Source organism: Pseudomonas sp. ACN8 (assembly GCF_002303925.1).
Lineage (GTDB): Bacteria > Pseudomonadota > Gammaproteobacteria > Pseudomonadales > Pseudomonadaceae > Aquipseudomonas.
In genome coordinates, this window is record NZ_MRCS01000038.1 from 1 (window position 1) to 16,002 (window position 16,002).

13 protein-coding genes are annotated in these 16,002 nt (G+C 60.1%); 10 read left to right on the forward strand and 3 right to left on the reverse strand.

From position 1 onward, the window contains the following. The 8 genes from BSF44_RS20370 to otnI form a co-directional block, all read left to right on the forward strand. Positions 1–521: phospholipase D-like domain-containing protein (locus tag BSF44_RS20370; RefSeq protein ID WP_371918284.1), on the forward strand; the 521-nt coding region annotated here is incomplete at its 5' end. Positions 522–607: 86 nt separating this feature from the next. Continuing rightward, on the forward strand, positions 608–1,804 hold the full coding sequence (locus BSF44_RS20375) for a sel1 repeat family protein (protein WP_371918285.1): 1,197 nt from the start codon (positions 608–610) through the stop codon (positions 1,802–1,804). Between the two features lie 3 nt (positions 1,805–1,807). Further along, a complete protein-coding gene (locus tag BSF44_RS20380) occupies positions 1,808–2,071 on the forward strand; it encodes a PAAR domain-containing protein (RefSeq protein ID WP_095945034.1) in 264 nt (87 codons plus the stop codon). Positions 2,072–2,617: 546 nt separating this feature from the next. Next, on the forward strand, positions 2,618–3,523 hold the full coding sequence (gene ltnD, locus BSF44_RS20385) for an L-threonate dehydrogenase (protein WP_095945035.1): 906 nt from the start codon (positions 2,618–2,620) through the stop codon (positions 3,521–3,523). A 10-nt stretch (positions 3,524–3,533) separates the two neighbouring features. Beyond that, the gene (gene otnK / locus BSF44_RS20390; protein ID WP_095945036.1) at positions 3,534–4,832 is read left to right on the forward strand and encodes a 3-oxo-tetronate kinase; all 1,299 of its coding nucleotides are present in this window, start codon (positions 3,534–3,536) and stop codon (positions 4,830–4,832) included. Continuing rightward, positions 4,829–5,467, forward strand: a complete 639-nt coding sequence (locus BSF44_RS20395) for an aldolase (protein ID WP_095945037.1) — start codon at positions 4,829–4,831, stop codon at positions 5,465–5,467. Before otnK ends, BSF44_RS20395 begins: the two co-directional genes overlap by 4 nt. 189 nt (positions 5,468–5,656) lie before the next feature. Next, entirely contained in the window at positions 5,657–7,117 is a 1,461-nt protein-coding gene (locus BSF44_RS20400) for an SLC13 family permease (protein ID WP_095945038.1), read from the forward strand. A 21-nt stretch (positions 7,118–7,138) separates the two neighbouring features. Next, positions 7,139–7,927, forward strand: a complete 789-nt coding sequence (gene otnI / locus BSF44_RS20405; protein WP_095945039.1) for a 2-oxo-tetronate isomerase — start codon at positions 7,139–7,141, stop codon at positions 7,925–7,927. Positions 7,928–7,971: 44 nt separating this feature from the next. Here otnI and BSF44_RS20410 read toward each other — a convergent pair whose 3' ends face one another. Continuing rightward, positions 7,972–8,793, reverse strand: coding sequence for a DeoR/GlpR family DNA-binding transcription regulator (locus tag BSF44_RS20410; protein ID WP_095945040.1), 822 nt, complete (start codon positions 8,791–8,793; stop codon positions 7,972–7,974). Between the two features lie 262 nt (positions 8,794–9,055). Here BSF44_RS20410 and BSF44_RS20415 point away from each other — a divergent pair, with 262 nt between their 5' ends. Further along, positions 9,056–10,603, forward strand: coding sequence for a phospholipase D family protein (locus BSF44_RS20415; RefSeq protein ID WP_095945041.1), 1,548 nt, complete (start codon positions 9,056–9,058; stop codon positions 10,601–10,603). Positions 10,604–10,767: 164 nt separating this feature from the next. Here BSF44_RS20415 and BSF44_RS20420 read toward each other — a convergent pair whose 3' ends face one another. Next, positions 10,768–12,357, reverse strand: coding sequence for a J domain-containing protein (locus tag BSF44_RS20420; protein WP_095945042.1), 1,590 nt, complete (start codon positions 12,355–12,357; stop codon positions 10,768–10,770). A gap of 3 nt (positions 12,358–12,360) precedes the next feature. Beyond that, positions 12,361–14,058, reverse strand: a complete 1,698-nt coding sequence (locus BSF44_RS20425; RefSeq protein WP_095945043.1) for a molecular chaperone HscC — start codon at positions 14,056–14,058, stop codon at positions 12,361–12,363. Positions 14,059–14,400: 342 nt separating this feature from the next. Between BSF44_RS20425 and BSF44_RS20430 the strand changes: the two genes are divergently transcribed. Then, positions 14,401–15,861, forward strand: a complete 1,461-nt coding sequence (locus BSF44_RS20430; protein ID WP_095945044.1) for an MFS transporter — start codon at positions 14,401–14,403, stop codon at positions 15,859–15,861. Positions 15,862–16,002: the final 141 nt, after the last annotated feature.

Consider the following 16,002-nt stretch of genomic DNA (forward strand, 5'->3'; position numbering starts at 1 on the left):
GTGGCGGCGAGATGAGCGAAAAAGCCCGGGAAGCCCAACGAGACGCCGCCAGAAACAATAAATTTCGACAGATCTGGCTCAAAGAGCAGATTGAGGCGATCGAGAAAAGTACGCTCGTCCCGACCCCACGCCCTGGTCTGAAAATTCACGTGTGCTCGCTGGTTGCGCCCGATTCGCCAGCCGGAAAACCATGGATGCCGGTATACATCCATTCCAAGTTGATGATCGTCAATGACGTGTTCACCACCCACGGCTCAGCCAACATAAACACTCGCAGTATGCAGGTGGACAGTGAGCTGAACATTGCCCATGAGTGGGCGAGTGTGACTCAAGCCATGCGCCGACGGTTGTGGAATCTGCATACGAGGGAGAAGGGGGCGCAGGATGATCCGGAGGAGGCGTTCAAGGCTTGGGAGGACATCATTGACAAAAACAAAAAACGTCAAAAATCGAGAAAGGTGCCTTATGCCCCCCTCGTCGAATTTCATTACGGTGAAGCCTCTCTGACGGACCTCGACTGATGCGTCGAGTCTTGTTGCTGACAAGCCTGCTGTTGGTCGCCTGTGATAGCGGCAGCGCCCTTATACTCCCGACCCAGGACACTCCCGTGAATCCACTGACCGAGATCAAAGCCAAACTGGCCTTTACCTGCGTACACGAACAGATCCCTGCACCGTCCGCCGAGACCGATGAGCTGTTCCAGTACGCCCGCTGGTTACAGAAGAACAATCTGCTCAAGCAGGACAAGGCCGTCGATCTAGAGATCGATCGGCTGTACCGTATTGCGGCCGAGAACGGTCATTACAAGGCCAATATCAACCTGCAAAACGGCACCATGCGCGGTCACTTCACGCTCCGTGGGGAGGAACACCTGCGCCTGAGTCAGCAGTTGATCGACGCGAAGGTAGCGACGGGGTACTACTTTATCGGCCTCTTCCTGAAGAACGGCTCGGCCGGGCTGAAGCAGGACACGGCCATGTCGTTGCGTTACTTTCGCAAGGCGGCTGATCAGGGCAGTGCACAAGCCCAATACTATGTAGGCGAAAAGCTCGAACCTATCGACATTGCCCCGAATATTGCACTCCAGATGTATCGTTGTGCTGCTGAACAGAGCAATGGCAAGGCTGCTATCGCACTGGGTGTATATCTTCAAGACGAGGGCCAGTACCAGGAGGCGCTTGAAGTTTTCCAGATGGGAGTGATGGCAGGCAATGAAAACTCCGCTGGCCGTCTTGAAGAGGCATTTCGTGGTCCTCCTGCAACCGATGAACTGTACTACCTCGGTCAGCAGGAAGATATTGAACGCGCTGAGCGCTATAAAACCATCTGGCGGATACTCGCAAACTACTCCTACGCTGACCCGAAGGTCCCCGAGATCAACGACATCCTCCCCTTGCCACCGGCCAAGCTACCGGCTTGGGATGGCAAACTGCAATGGCTGGAAGCGCGGCTGGCCAATGTCCCACCGAAAAAGCCCAGCGAAGCGCTGATCCATCAGTTGGCCAAGGCCAAGCTCCTTGAACCAGCGACCGGCAGAGCCATGCCCGACTCTTCTGCGTTCATCAAGGCCAGCTACCCCGAGCCGACCTGCTCCAGCGGCCAGGCTTGTCCGCAGACAGGCTACTGGCAGGCTGCCCGTCTGAGCCGCGATGCTTACTCGAGGTTCAACGATGGCGTCATTCGCCGCTTCGAGGAGAACGAGATCATGCCCACCCTGAAGGTTCAGAGTCACGAGCCTCGTTTCTTGCTCCCCGACAGAATCACGGTCAATGAGGAAAACATCGAATGGCGGCTGTTGGGGTAAGACATGAAAGGCATCATTCGAATCGGCGACAAAACAACGGGCGGCGGCACTGTTCTATCGGGTTCCGTCGACATGATTTTCAGAGGTCTAGGTGCGGCTCGCCAGGGTGACCTGGTGGATTGCCCGGTTTCTGGCCATGGCCGAACGGTGATTGCGGAGGGGCATCCCGTTTTTCGCGACAATGGTGTCCCGGTTGCGTTTCACGGGCATCGCTGTGCTTGCGGTTGCGCTTTGATTTCGTCACTGCCAGAAGCAGGTGCAACCTAGTCAGGTTGGTTTGACTGGATCAACTTCCGTCCTTACACCTCGAGAAGAAACTGAAGGTTTATTCAAGTGAAAATGAGAGCCGGCCTTATGGTCGGTTTTTGTTTTTAGAAGAGAAAATCGTTGAAACGTAAAGTACGTCGGGTCACTCAACCACTGGTCAAGTCGAATGCAATTGGGTGGTCAAGTCCATGCAATTACGCAACTCTCACATCACGCAAGACGAGCCACTCTTTGCGGCCCGACTGCTTTTGGCTGCTTGTAATCCGTAGGGAGACCCATCTCGTTCCTGTGCGGCGAGGCAATGTTAAAAAATGTTATTGGTAAAAAATACTTCACATAATCCGATCACTGGTAGATGATCTGCAGCATCCGGTATGACAGCCTGATAACACGACAAAAAAAGGATGGCCTTGATGTTCCGTCCTGAATCACAGCGCCCTTCGGCTGGTTGGTCTGCACGGTGCTGATTCTGTCTGGCCCTATTCACAAAGCGGCCAACGTCTGTGCCTCGCAGGCGGCAGTCGCTGCTTTCCACTGGAGTACCCCATGAATAACAAGAATGTCGGTGTAGTCGGTCTGGGCGCGATGGGGCTGGGCATTGCCCGCTCGTTGTTGCGCAGCGGTTTTAATGTGCATGCCTGTGATGTGCGTACTGCCGTAACAGAGCAGTTCGCCGGGGAGGGTGGTGTGGCTTGCCTGTCACCGTCGCATATGGCCGCTGAGTGTGACGTGATCATCACTGTGGTGGTCAACGCCGAGCAGACCGAGACCGTATTGTTTGGTGAGGGTGGGGCCGTGGCCTCTCTGCGCCCGGGCAGCCTGGTGATCGGCTGCGCCACAGTCGCTCCGACCTACGCCGTGGATCTTGGCCAGCGTCTGGCCGCGCTGGGCCTGCTGTATCTGGATGCACCGATTTCCGGTGGCGCGGCCAAGGCTGCGGCTGGCGAGATGACCATGATGACCTCGGGCCCGGCCGACGCCTACGCCAAGGCTGAGTCGATCCTGGCTGGCATGGCCGGCAAGGTTTATCGCCTGGGTGACGTTCATGGCCTGGGTTCGAAGGTCAAGATCATCAACCAGCTTCTCGCCGGGGTACATATTGCCGCTTCTGCCGAAGCCATGGCGCTGGGCCTGCGTGAAGGGGTCGATGCCGATGCGCTGTATGAGGTGATCACCCACAGCGCCGGTAATTCCTGGATGTTCGAAAACCGCGTGCCGCACATTCTCAAGGCTGACTACACGCCGTTGTCCGCCGTGGATATTTTCGTCAAGGACCTGGGCCTGGTGCTGGATACCGCCCGGGCCAGCAAATTCCCGTTGCCGCTGTCGGCCACCGCTCACCAGATGTTCATGCAGGCATCCAGTGCCGGCTTCGGCCGCGAGGACGACTCGGCGGTCATCAAGATTTTCCCGGGCATCGAATTGCCAACCGCCAAGCCTGAGCCTGTTTGAGGAACACCCCATGACTAACTCCACCGCACGCCCGCTGCTGGGCTGCATCGCTGACGATTTCACCGGGGCCACGGACCTTGCCAACATGCTGGTGCGCGGCGGTATGCGCACCGTGCAAAGCATTGGCATTCCGAGCGCGGAAGTGGCGGCCGGGCTTGATGCCGATGCGATCGTCATTGCCCTGAAGTCGCGTACCACGCCGGTCGCCGAAGCAGTCGAGCAGTCCCTCGCCGCGCTGGCCTGGCTGCGTGAACAAGGCTGCGAACAGATTTTTTTCAAGTATTGCTCGACGTTCGACTCCACTGCGGCCGGCAATATCGGCCAGGTCAGTGAAGCACTGCTGGCGGCGCTGGGTAGCGACTTTACCCTGGCGTGCCCGGCGTTCCCGGAGAATGGCCGGACGATCTTTCGCGGCCATCTGTTTGTGCAGGATCAACTGCTCAGCGAGTCGGGCATGCAGAACCATCCGCTGACGCCAATGACCGATGCCAATCTGGTGCGCGTCCTGCAATCGCAGACCCGTCTGAATGTCGGCCTGTTGCGCTACGACACGATTGCCCGTGGCGCTGAGCAGGTGCGGGCGCGAATCGCCGAGCTGAGGGCTCAAGGTGTCGGCATGGCCATTGCCGATGCCTTGTCGGACAGCGATCTGTACACCCTGGGTCGCGCCTGCGCCGATCTGCCGTTGTTGACCGGTGGCTCGGGGCTGGCCCTGGGCCTGCCGGAAAACTTCCGTCGCGCCGGCAAGTTGCGCGATCTCGACGCCTCGAAACTTCCGGCGGTGTCCGGCGGGGAAGTGGTGTTGGCCGGCAGTGCTTCGATCGCCACCAATGGGCAAGTGGCGGCCTGGCTCGAAGCCGGTCGTCCGGCTTTGCGGATTGATCCGTTGGCCTTGGCGGCGGGGGAAGCGGTGGTGGCGCAAGCCTTGGCCTTCGCCCGTGATAACGAGCAAACCGTATTGATCTACGCCACCTGCTCACCGGAGGAGGTCAAGTCGGTGCAACAGCAATTGGGCGTCGAGCAGGCTGGCAGTCTGGTGGAAAACGCCTTTGGCGAAATTGCCCAGGGTCTGCGCCAGAGCGGCGTGCGCCGCTTCGTGATTGCCGGCGGAGAAACTTCGGGCGCTGTGGTCCAGGCGTTGGGCGTGCAACTGCTGCAAATCGGCGCGCAGATCGATCCGGGTGTTCCAGCGACGGTCAGCAGTACCGACGAACCACTGGCGCTGGCACTCAAATCGGGCAACTTCGGTGGCCGGGATTTCTTCAGTAAAGCCTTGAACCAACTCGCCCAGGCCGGAGGTGTGCAATGAGCAACGAGAACGCCCTGCGCGAAGAAATCTGTGAGGTTGGCCGCAGCCTTTACCAGCGCGGATACACCGTCGGCAGCGCCGGCAATATCAGCGCACGCCTGGATGACGGCTGGTTGATCACGCCGACGGATGTCTGCCTCGGGCGCCTTGATCCGGCCACCATCGCCAAGGTCAATCTGGCGGGTGAATGGGTGTCCGGTGACAAACCTTCAAAGACTCTGGCGTTGCATCGCCAGGTCTACGACCGCAACCCGAATGTCGGCGGCGTGGTGCATACCCACTCCACCCATCTGGTGGCGTTGACGCTGGCCGGTGTCTGGCAGGCGAACGACATTCTGCCTCCGCTGACGCCGTATCAGGTCATGAAAGTCGGGCATATCCCGTTGATTGCCTACCAGCGACCCGGTTCGCCGAAGGTTGCCGAACAGGTCGCGCTGCTGGCCAACAGCGTTCGCGGCGTGATGCTCGAACGGCTGGGGCCGGTGGTCTGGGAGAGTTCGGTTTCCAGGGCCAGCTACGCCCTGGAAGAACTCGAGGAAACCGCACGGCTCTGGCTGATGAGCAATCCCAAGCCTGAACCGCTGGATCAGGTGGCGCTGGACGAACTGCGAACAACCTTTGGTGCGCACTGGTAACGCATTGTCTTAACACGACAGATCGATAACACAGGCTCTGCCCGGGAGACGCACAGGGACTCTCGACGCCCCCGGCTTGCCTTAAAAAACAATAACAACAGGAAATCCAAGCATGACTCACCTTCACTGCGGCAGCTTCAGATCCAGTGGCAGAACCCTTTCATTTACCCGGTGTGGAGGGTTTGTGAAATGAGCCCGTTAATCCTGATGATTACCGCCGGGGCAGGCATTGCGCTGTTGTTGTTCCTGGTGCTCAAGTACAAGTTCCAGCCCTTCGTGGCCTTGATGCTGGTGAGCATTCTGGTGGCGCTGGTGGCCGGGGTGAAACCGGCCGATCTGGTTGCCACCATTGAAGGCGGCATGGGCAAGACCCTGGGTCATATCGCAATCATCATTGCCCTGGGCGCGATGATCGGGCGGATCATCGAGCTTTCCGGCGGTGCCGAGGCGCTGGCCAAGACGCTGATTGCCCGCTTCGGCAACCGTCGTACGCCCCTGGCGTTGACGATTGCCGGCTTCATGGTCGGGGTACCGGTATTCTTCGAAGTCGGCGTGATCATCCTCATGCCGCTGGCCTATGGCATTGCCCGGCGCGCACGCAAGCCGCTGTTGGTGTTTGCGTTGCCGATGTGCGCTGCGTTGTTGACCGTACACGCCTTCCTGCCGCCGCACCCGGGTGCAGTGGCCGCTGCCAGTCAATTGGGTGCGGACCTGGGTCGCGTGCTGATGTTCGGCTTGCCGATCACCGCGTTCCTTTGCTTTGTCGGCTACCGCGTGGCCGGGCGCATGACCCGTCGGGCGTACCCGATGACTGACGATATTCGTGCCGAGGTCTATGGCCCGCATGTCACCAACGAGGATCTCGCGGCCTGGTCCAATGGCAACGACATCAGCGCTGAGCGAGCGGCTGAAGCCGTGTCACACATGGGCCTGGAAGAGTCGACCAGCAGCATCGTTTCCAAATTGCCGCCGGCACCGGCACCAGGTTTTGGCCTGATCGTCAGCCTGATCCTGCTGCCGATCATTCTGATCCTGCTGGGGACGCTGTCTACCTCGTTGCTGCCTGCCGAATCGATTCTGCGTGGCATCATGACCGTGCTCGGTGCGCCACTGGTGGCGCTGCTGATCGACACCTTGCTGTGTGCCTGGCTGCTCGGTTCGCGCCGGGGCTGGAGCCGCACTCAGGTATCGGACGTGATCGGCTCGGCGTTGCCCGGTGTGGCCATGGTGATCCTGATTGCCGGCGCCGGTGGCGTGTTCGGCAAGGTGCTGGTGGATACCGGGATCGGCGCCGTGGTCTCCGACATGCTGCGCACCACCGGTCTGCCGGTGCTGGCCCTGGGTTTTCTGCTGACCATGCTGTTGCGCGCGGTGCAGGGCTCGACCACGGTGGCGCTGGTGACCACTGCCGGCATCATCAGCCCGCTGATTGCGACCCTCGATCTCACCCCGAACCACATGGCCCTGCTGTGCCTGGCCATGGGCGGTGGCGGGTTGGCCATGTCCCATATCAATGACGCCGGTTACTGGATCTTCACCAAGCTGTCAGGCCTGAACGTGGCCGACGGTCTGCGCACCTGGACAGTGATGACCACTTTGCTTGGTACCTTGGGTTTCTGTATTACCCTGCTGATCTGGCCCTTTGTCTAACCCTTTATCTCAGGAGCTACCATGCCTCGTTTTGCTGCCAACCTCAGCATGCTCTATCCGGAACATGAGTTTCTGGATCGCTTCGCCGCCGCTGCCTCTGACGGCTTCGAGGCGGTGGAGTACCTGTTTCCCTACGACTACAGCGCAGAAGAACTCAAGCAACGCTTGAGCGACAACGGCCTGGTGCAGGCACTGTTCAACGCGCCGCCCGGTGATTGGGCCGCGGGGGAGCGGGGCACGGTGTCATTGCCGGGCAGGGAGAGTGAATTTCGTAGCGGTTTTGATCGCGCCCTGGATTACGCCAGTGTATTGGGCAACTCACGCATCCATGTCATGGCCGGGCTGTTGCCGTCAGAAAGCGATCGCCCAAGGCATCACGGCGTGTACCTGGAGAACCTCGCCTACGCCACCGCCCGGGCGGCCAAGGCAGGCGTCACCGTATTGCTCGAACCGATCAATACGCGAGACATGCCAGGCTTTTTCCTCAACCGCCAGGATCAGGCCCAGGCCATCTGCAAGGAAGTGGGCGCCAGCAACCTGAAGGTTCAGTTCGACTGCTACCACTGCCAAATCGTCGAGGGCGACCTGGCGACTAAACTGCGTCGCGACTTCGATGGTATCGGCCATATCCAGATCGCCGGCGTGCCGGATCGGCATGAACCGGACTTGGGGGAAGTCAATTATCCCTGGCTGTTCGAGCTGATCGACCAGTTGGGTTATGACGGCTGGGTGGGGTGCGAATATCGGCCGCGAGGCAATACGTCCGCCGGCTTGCAGTGGTTGCGCGACTGGAAAGCGCGGGCGCTATAGAGGAGGGCGGCGACGGGCTCCGTTGGATGCCGGAGCCCGTCCTTTCACGCCGGTGAGTTGTCAGCCGGCAGCAACAGTTCGACACCCTGCTTGCGGATGCCGTCGGCCGCGGCAGCGGTCAATGCGTCGTCGCTGAGGATGATGTCGAACTGCTCGAGTCCGGCAATCCTGTACATGCTGAAGGTGCCGTATTTCGAACTGCTGGCCACCAGCACCACTTGCGCAGCCGATTGCATCGCGGCTTGCTTGACCTCCACCTTCAACGCCGAAGGCGTGGTGAGGCCGCGACGCAAGTCCCATGAACTGGTCGAGATGAACGCGATGTCGGTGACGACCTGACGCAAGGTGGCAACCGCCAGACCGCCCACGCACGATTGGTTGGAGTGATCCAGCTGCCCGCCGGTATGAATCACCGTGACATGGGGGGCTTCGATCAGTGCCTGGACAATCCCGAAGTCATTGGTCACCACGGTCATGCCGGACAGCGCCTTGATATAGGGGACGATTTCCAGCGTGCTGGTTCCCGCGTCCAGGTAAATCGTCATGTCGGCATGCAGCAGCCGGGCGGCGAGCCTGGCCATGGCCTGCTTCTGCGGCAACTCGACCACCGCCTTGATCTGATGGCTGGGCTCACTGTGCAGCTGGCTGGCGATCCGCACCCCACCCGTTACCGAGTAAGCACGACCTTCCTGCTCCAGCAACGCGATGTCGCGGCGTATGGTCATGTGCGAGCAGTCGAACATTTCCATCAATTGATGAACGCTCAGCACCTGATGCTTGCGCAACTGTCGCAGCATCAACTCACGGCGCTGTTCAGGGATCATCGGTGCGCCGCTTTCGGCGGCGATGTCCTTTTGACTAGGCATTCGGGCTCCAGAATGAAGTAATCCGCAGACAGGGAAGGCGGGTAAACATAGTAGCGAATCTGCCGCCGGATCAGTAGCGCGACGAGGCACCGGGGTGGTTTCATGCTCCGGGTGCAGTTGCCGGAAAATTTCGACACGTTGCATCAAAAGGGGCTTTACTGGAACAAGTCGTGCGGATTATCGAGGGCTGCGTGTTCTTGGCAGCGAGCACTGGCTGGATGCCGAGTTCAAATCTACACCCGTCCAGGTTGAGGACCAGCCCATGTCCCGGTTCCTCTGCGCCATGCTGTTCGCGCTGCTGCTCGTCGGCTGCGCCACCACGCGCTTGCCCCACGAATTCAGCGAGGCGATACCCGCCGGCGATTCGGCTTTCGGGCGCTCGATCCAGGCTCAGGCCGCCGCGCATGAGGGGCGCTCGGGGTTTCGTTTGCTGCCCAATAGCAGTGAAGCATTCCGGGCGCGCGCCGAGTTGATCCGCAATGCGCAGAAATCCGTCGATCTGCAGTACTACATCGTGCATAACGGCCTTAGCACCCGGGCACTGGTGCGTGAAATGCTGCTGGCTGCCGATCGCGGCGTACGGATACGCATTTTGCTCGATGACACGGCCAGCGACGGCCAGGCAGAAGTCATCGCTACCCTGGCGGTGCACCCGAACATCCATATCCGTGTCTTCAACCCGTTGCATCTGGGACGCAGCACCGTGGTCACCCGAACCATGGGCCGTCTGCTTGATCTTTCCCAACAACACCGACGCATGCACAACAAACTGTGGCTGGCCGACAACAGCGCAGCCATCGTCGGCGGACGCAACCTGGGGGATGAGTATTTCGACGCCAAGCCCGATCTCAACTTCACCGACATGGACCTGCTGTGCATCGGCCCGGTCGCCGAACAGTTGGGGCACAGCTTCGATCAGTACTGGAACAGCGCCTTGAGCCAGCCGATCAGCGACTTCCTGCGTAACAAGCCAACAGCACAAGACTTGCTCGAGAGCCGCCAACGCCTGGAGCAGTCGCTCCAGACCTCACGTATCGAGAGCAAGGTGCTGTACAACCATCTCATGACCTACCAGGCTCAACCGCAACTCGAGACCTGGCGCAAGCAGCTGATCTGGGCTCATAACAAGGCGATATGGGACGCTCCGAGCAAGGTTCTGGCCGACGGCGAACCGGACCGCGCGCTGTTGATGGCCACGCAGCTGCGACCTGAACTCGATGGCGTCAATAACGAGCTGATCATGATCTCGGCGTATTTCGTCCCGCAAAAGCCGGGCATGGACTATCTCCTGGGGCGTGCCGATGCCGGCGTTGATGTGCGCCTGCTGACCAATTCACTGGAAGCCACCGATGTGCCGGCGGTGCATGGCGGCTATGCACCGTATCGCAAGACTCTGCTCGAACATGGCGTGAAACTCTATGAGCTGCGGCGCCAGCCGGACGATCCCGGCCGCAGCTCTTCGTTTGGTTTCAGTGGTGGTTCGGACTCCAGCCTGCACACCAAAGCCATGATCCTGGACCAGCAGAAAGTGTTCATCGGCTCGTTTAATTTCGACCCGCGTTCAGTGTTCTGGAACACTGAAGTCGGGGTGCTGGTCGATAGTCCCGAGCTAGCCGGCCAAGTGCGCCAGCTGGCGCTTGAGGGCATGGCGCCGGCCATGAGTTACCAGGCCCGACTGGAAAACGGCGAAGTCGTCTGGCTCACCGAGGACGACGGTCGCCAGCGGACCTTGCGCAAGGAGCCCGGCGGCACATGGCGTAGCTTCAAAGCCTGGCTCAGCGACAAGATCGGCCTGGAGAAAATGCTCTAGGTCGAAACCGGTTATCCATGACCCAGGGTCGATGGATAGCTGTTGCGCTGCATGGGTGATCTTTTCAACGCTGGCAGGCGGGTTTTTTTCTGTGTGGCGCAAGTTCATAAAATCTTCAAACACCTTAAACGGGTGATCCATGTCGATTCCCTGTGATGCGATTTTCAGCGCAATCGACCTTGAGTCAGCAGGGTGCCGGGCATATGCAGTTGCACATAGCCAATGACCAGCACCATTAACAGGCAGAACAGCCATTGCAGCCGGCTGAGCCCGGCAATCCGGTAGATCGCCTGCAATGGCTTTCGCCAGCGGTACTGGCGATCCGTGGGGACTGCACTGGCGGGCTGCAGCAAGCCGATCACTCCGGTGATCACATAAGTCGCCAGCCCCAGTACCCCGAGCCAGTTCCAGATAACCAAGGCCAATGCCAGCAACGGACCGCCATTACGTATCACCAGGTAACGACGATCGGCCGTCAGTTTGTGTCGTACACACCATTCGCTGGCGCGCAGGTCGAGGTCGTACAGGTTCTCCGTCAAGGTGGTCCAATGGCTGAGCAGCCATTTGCCGACCTGCGCCGCCACCCAGCCACCCAGTGCGTAGAGTGGCAGCATGAGCAGCACAATGAGTCCGGAACTGCCCAGGTTGTTCAGTGCAAGGGCGATGGTCAAAACGCAGGCCGCGCGTTTAACGCCATAGGGCGGGTCCTTGTGACCGATGAGTGCCTTCCAGAACCACGGATCGTGGTTGGGGAACATGCCCAGCAAGTCGGGGAAACGCGTGGCAAAGGTCTCAGCCAGCTGTTCGCAGGCTTGCCAGTCCGCCTCGACGAAACCCAGGGCCAGTTCCGCCTGCTGCGCGGGTTGCGTCGACAGCAGAAACAGCGCGGCGGCGTTGGCACACGCACTGGGGTGTTGCTGGCGTTGCTGCATCAGGGAGCGCAGTTCGCCGAGCCAGGCTTGTTGCTCGCAGCGCCTGTGCAAAGCTTGCCACTGGTCCTCGGCAATGGGCACAACCGCCGCTTCGACATCCCAGGCGAACAATTGACACACTCGTTGGAACAGTTGCGCCGACCAGTCCTCGGTATTCAGGAACAGGTTCAGAACCTGTACCTGAAGCGCCTGACGACGTGCGAAATCACCGAGCCAGGGTTGGCGGCTGTGGTGTTCCAGGAAGTCCAGGAAGTACTCTTGCTCGCCACTTGCCAGCAGATGATCAAGCTTGCGGTACAGCGCTGCGGTGAGGGCGCGGATCAACTGCTGCTGGTGAAACTCACTGGCGGGGATCTGTTGCCAGGGCGTCAACCATTGACGTTGTTCAAGGCCCCAGCTCAGCAGGGGCCAATGTGCTTCAGGGTCGTCCACGCAACGCTGGAACAGCAGCCGTTCGAATTCGGCGTTGCAGCCCCTGGCCGATGCCTCGGTCCAGTAGCGATCAACCGCCTGATCTTCAAATCCGGATAACAGTTCAACGGCCTGTTCGTGCAGGGACCGCGTGGGTGTCAGGTTCGGGTGCGGCCGGTGCTGTGTTATGGACGCAGCGGTAACGTCAGCGGCAACCTTATGAACTTCGTCGGGGCCCTCACGCAGGATTTGCAGGGCTTGCTCATAGGCTTCACGCAGTTGCTGGAAGGCGACGGGATCCTCATCCGGACGTCTGACCTTGAGCAGCCTGGCGTATTGGCGCTTGATGCTGCGCTCGTCGGAGCGGGCGGGCAGGTCGAGGACTTCCCAGCAATCGAAAACAGGTTCCATGGCTTAGAATCCACCACCGGTTTCGAGCAGGCCGATGCGCTCGCTCAGATTGTTGCGAGCCTGGCGGATGACACGCTCGTCCTGGCTTGCCAGTGCCTGCTGAAACAGGCTTGCCCATTGGTCAATCTGCTCACGAAGCTCGCCCAGGCTTTCTTGATACAAACGCTCCAGGCGGGCTACCAGTAGGGTATTGATCTGCTGATCGCGGGGATGCACCTTGAACTCGGCCAGCGCTTTCAGGCGCTCGGCGATTTCTTCGCTACTGAGCACGCCCGGATTGTTTTCGATCACCAGGGTGCGCTGTTCACCGGTCATGGGAATGCTCACCTGACACTCCAGAATGCCGTTGTTGTCGTAGGTGAAGCGCACGTCCAGTTCGACGACGCAACCGGTATTCACCGGGACCGGAATCTCCAGCTCACCCAAGGCGATGTTGTCGCGCACCAGGCGACTCTCACCCTGGTAGATCTTCACCAGTACGCTTTCCTGCAAGTCATGAACGGTGCACACGGTTTCTACCCGGCTGACCGGGACCGTACTGTTGCGCTCAATGATCGGCAGATAGTGCCCTGGCTCATGGTGTTGACCCACCCGTTGCGAGACTGCTATGCCCAGGGTGTAGGAGCAGACGTCGGTCAACACCACTTCTTCCAGGGCGGCGCTGCGGGACTTCAGCGCCGCCTGGATCGCGGCGCCATGAGCCACGGCTTCGTCGGGGTTGATGTGGATGGACGGGAAGCGGCCAAACAGCCCCGCAGCCAGTTTGCGCACCAATGGCATGCGGGTGGTGCCGCCTACCAGCAGCACTTCGTCGAGCTCGTTGATACGGATTCTGGCATCGCGCAGGGCGCGTTCAATCGGATTGCGCAGGCGCTCGAGCAAGGGCGCGAACAATGTGGCCATCTCGTCCTGGGTAAAAAGATGCTTCCACTGCTGGCCGTCCACACGCAAGACAAACTCGCTTGCCAGTTCCTGCCCCAGCGCCTGGCGTACCCGCTCGGCTTCGCGGCGCAGCGCTTGGGCGATCGTTTGCACTGGCGGAAATCCTGGCTGGTCGCACTGGGTCTGGATAAAGCGCTCGGCCAGCACCTGGTCGAAATCCTCACCGCCCAGATAGTTGTCGCCAGCGCTGGCCCGCACCTCCATGACGCCGTCGAACAGCTCAAGGATGGACACGTCGAAGGTGCCGCCGCCCAGGTCGAAGACCAGGAACGAGGTTTCCTTGCCATGCTGCGGCAAGCCGTAGGCCAGTGCGGCAGCGGTCGGTTCGTTGATGAGCTTGTCGACTTTCAGTCCGGCCAGTTCGCCGGCGATACGGGTGGCCTTGCGCTGCGCGTCACTGAAGTACGCGGGGACGCTGATGACCGCCTCGGTCACCGGTTCGCCGTAGGCACGTTCGACGTCTTCCTTGAGGCTCCCGAGCACCAGCGCCGAAAGTTCTTCAGGGCGCAACGTCTTCGTACCCAGTTGCACGGTGCGCGCGCTGCCCATATGACGCTTGAACAGCGCGGTGGTCATGCCAGGGTGGGTGTGCAGGCGCTCGCGGGCAGCCTGGCCGACCAGAATCCGGCCTTCATCGTCCAGCCCCACGACCGAAGGGGTCAGCCATTGACCCAGTGCGTTAGGTACCAGAACACTGGCATCGTTATGCCAGACAGCCACCAGGCTGTTGGTGGTACCCAGATCGATCCCGACAATCATCAGTGCTTTCCTTTTCCATGGCTTGACTTAACGAGCCTGTTCTTCCTTGACCAGCAGAGGCAGATCCTAGTCACCTGCGATCATTTTTTCCAATGAAGGTTCAATATCCGCATGCTGGATAAGTGGACCGGGTCGCGACCTGTAAGTGATGGACATGTTTGAGTTTAAGCATGGCCATGAGGTTTTTTGGCCGATTGTTGTCGGTTGAGAAGGGCTGCAAACGACGGTGGATTCAACCGGTCGATGCGACACAAGCAAATTCTGTGTGGGCGGAATTTTGAACTCCCGATCCAGAGCCCAACTCCTAACTCACAAGGCACTGCACACGACAATGATGTGGCGATGACCCACCAACAGCTGCATAGCCGCGAGCCCGGCGCGATATTCGAAACCGATCTTCCAGCACGCCTGGACCGCTTGCCGTGGGGCCGCTTTCACTCCATGCTAGTGTTCGCGCTGGGCATCACCTGGTTGCTCGACGGTCTGGAAGTGACCCTGGCCGGCTCGGTGTCCGGCGCGCTGAAAAACAGCCCCGACCTGCGCATGAGCAACTTCGATATTGGCTTGGCCGGCGGCATCTACATCGCCGGCGCAGTGCTCGGTGCCTTGCTGTTCGGCTGGCTGACCGATCGCCTGGGGCGGCGCAAGCTGTTCTTCGTAACTTTATGGCTCTATGTAGGTGCCACGGCGGCCACGGCGTTCTCCTTCAACCTGGAAAGCTTCCTGCTGTTTCGCTTCCTCACGGGCATGGGCATCGGCGGCGAATACACGGCGATCAATTCGACCATCCAGGAATTCACCCCGGTACGCTATCGCGGCTGGGTCGACCTGAGCATCAACGGCACATTCTGGTTGGGCGCAGCGCTTGGTGCCGGCGGGGCCATCGTTCTGCTGGACCCGCACGTGGTCGGCGGCGAGCTGGGCTGGCGCCTGTGCTTTGGCATCGGTGCCGCGTTGGGTGTGTTGATTCTGGTGATGCGCCTGTGGTTGCCGGAAAGCCCGCGCTGGCTGCTGGTCCATGGTCAACACGATGTGGCGCGAGGCATCGTAGAAGGCATCGAAGCGCGTCTGCGCGAACAAGGCCATGAACTGCCGGCGGTGACCAGCAAACCACTGCGCCTGCACGCGCGGGACCACACGCCGCTGGCGGAGGTCTTCCATACCCTGTTCATCAGATTCAGCCGCCGCGCGCTGGTGGGGATGACCCTGCTGACCGCGCAGGCCTTCTTTTACAACGCGATCTTCTTCACCTATGCGCTGGTGCTCACCGATTTTTACCAGGTGCCCGCCGAGCAGGTCGGCTGGTACGTATTGCCCTTGGCACTGGGCAATTTCTGCGGGCCGTTGCTGTTGGGGCGCCTGTTTGACGTGGTCGGCCGACGCGTGATGATCAGCTTCACTTACGCGACGTCCGGGGTGTTGCTGGCGCTCAATGGCTACGCCTTCCAGCAGGGCTGGCTGGATGTCACCCAGCAAGCCGCGGCGTGGATGGTGATCTTCTTTTTCGCTTCGGCAGCGGCCAGTTCGGCTTACCTGACGGTGGCAGAAACCTTCCCACTGGAAATCCGTGCCTTGGCCATCGCTGTGTTTTACGCGTTTGGCACTGGCCTGGGCGGCATCATCGGGCCGACGCTGTTTGGCCAACTGATCCAGACCCAGCAGCGCAGCAGTCTGCTGATGGGTTATCTGGCAGGCGCTGCACTCATGTGTGTGGCAGCGGTGGTGCAAGCGGTTTGGGGGGTGGCTGCCGAGCGTCGAGCGTTGGAGCAGGTGGCCAGGCCTTTGTCGCAGGCTGGGGATTGAGTGGGGGACTACTGGCAAAAGAGCCGTTTGAGAAAACCGGATTTTTAACAGAATCGGCCGATTGTTGCCTGCCGCGACGGGCACCAACCACCCCATCCCGACCTGCCACAGCAACCGGAAATCCAGGGACGATTCACTCAA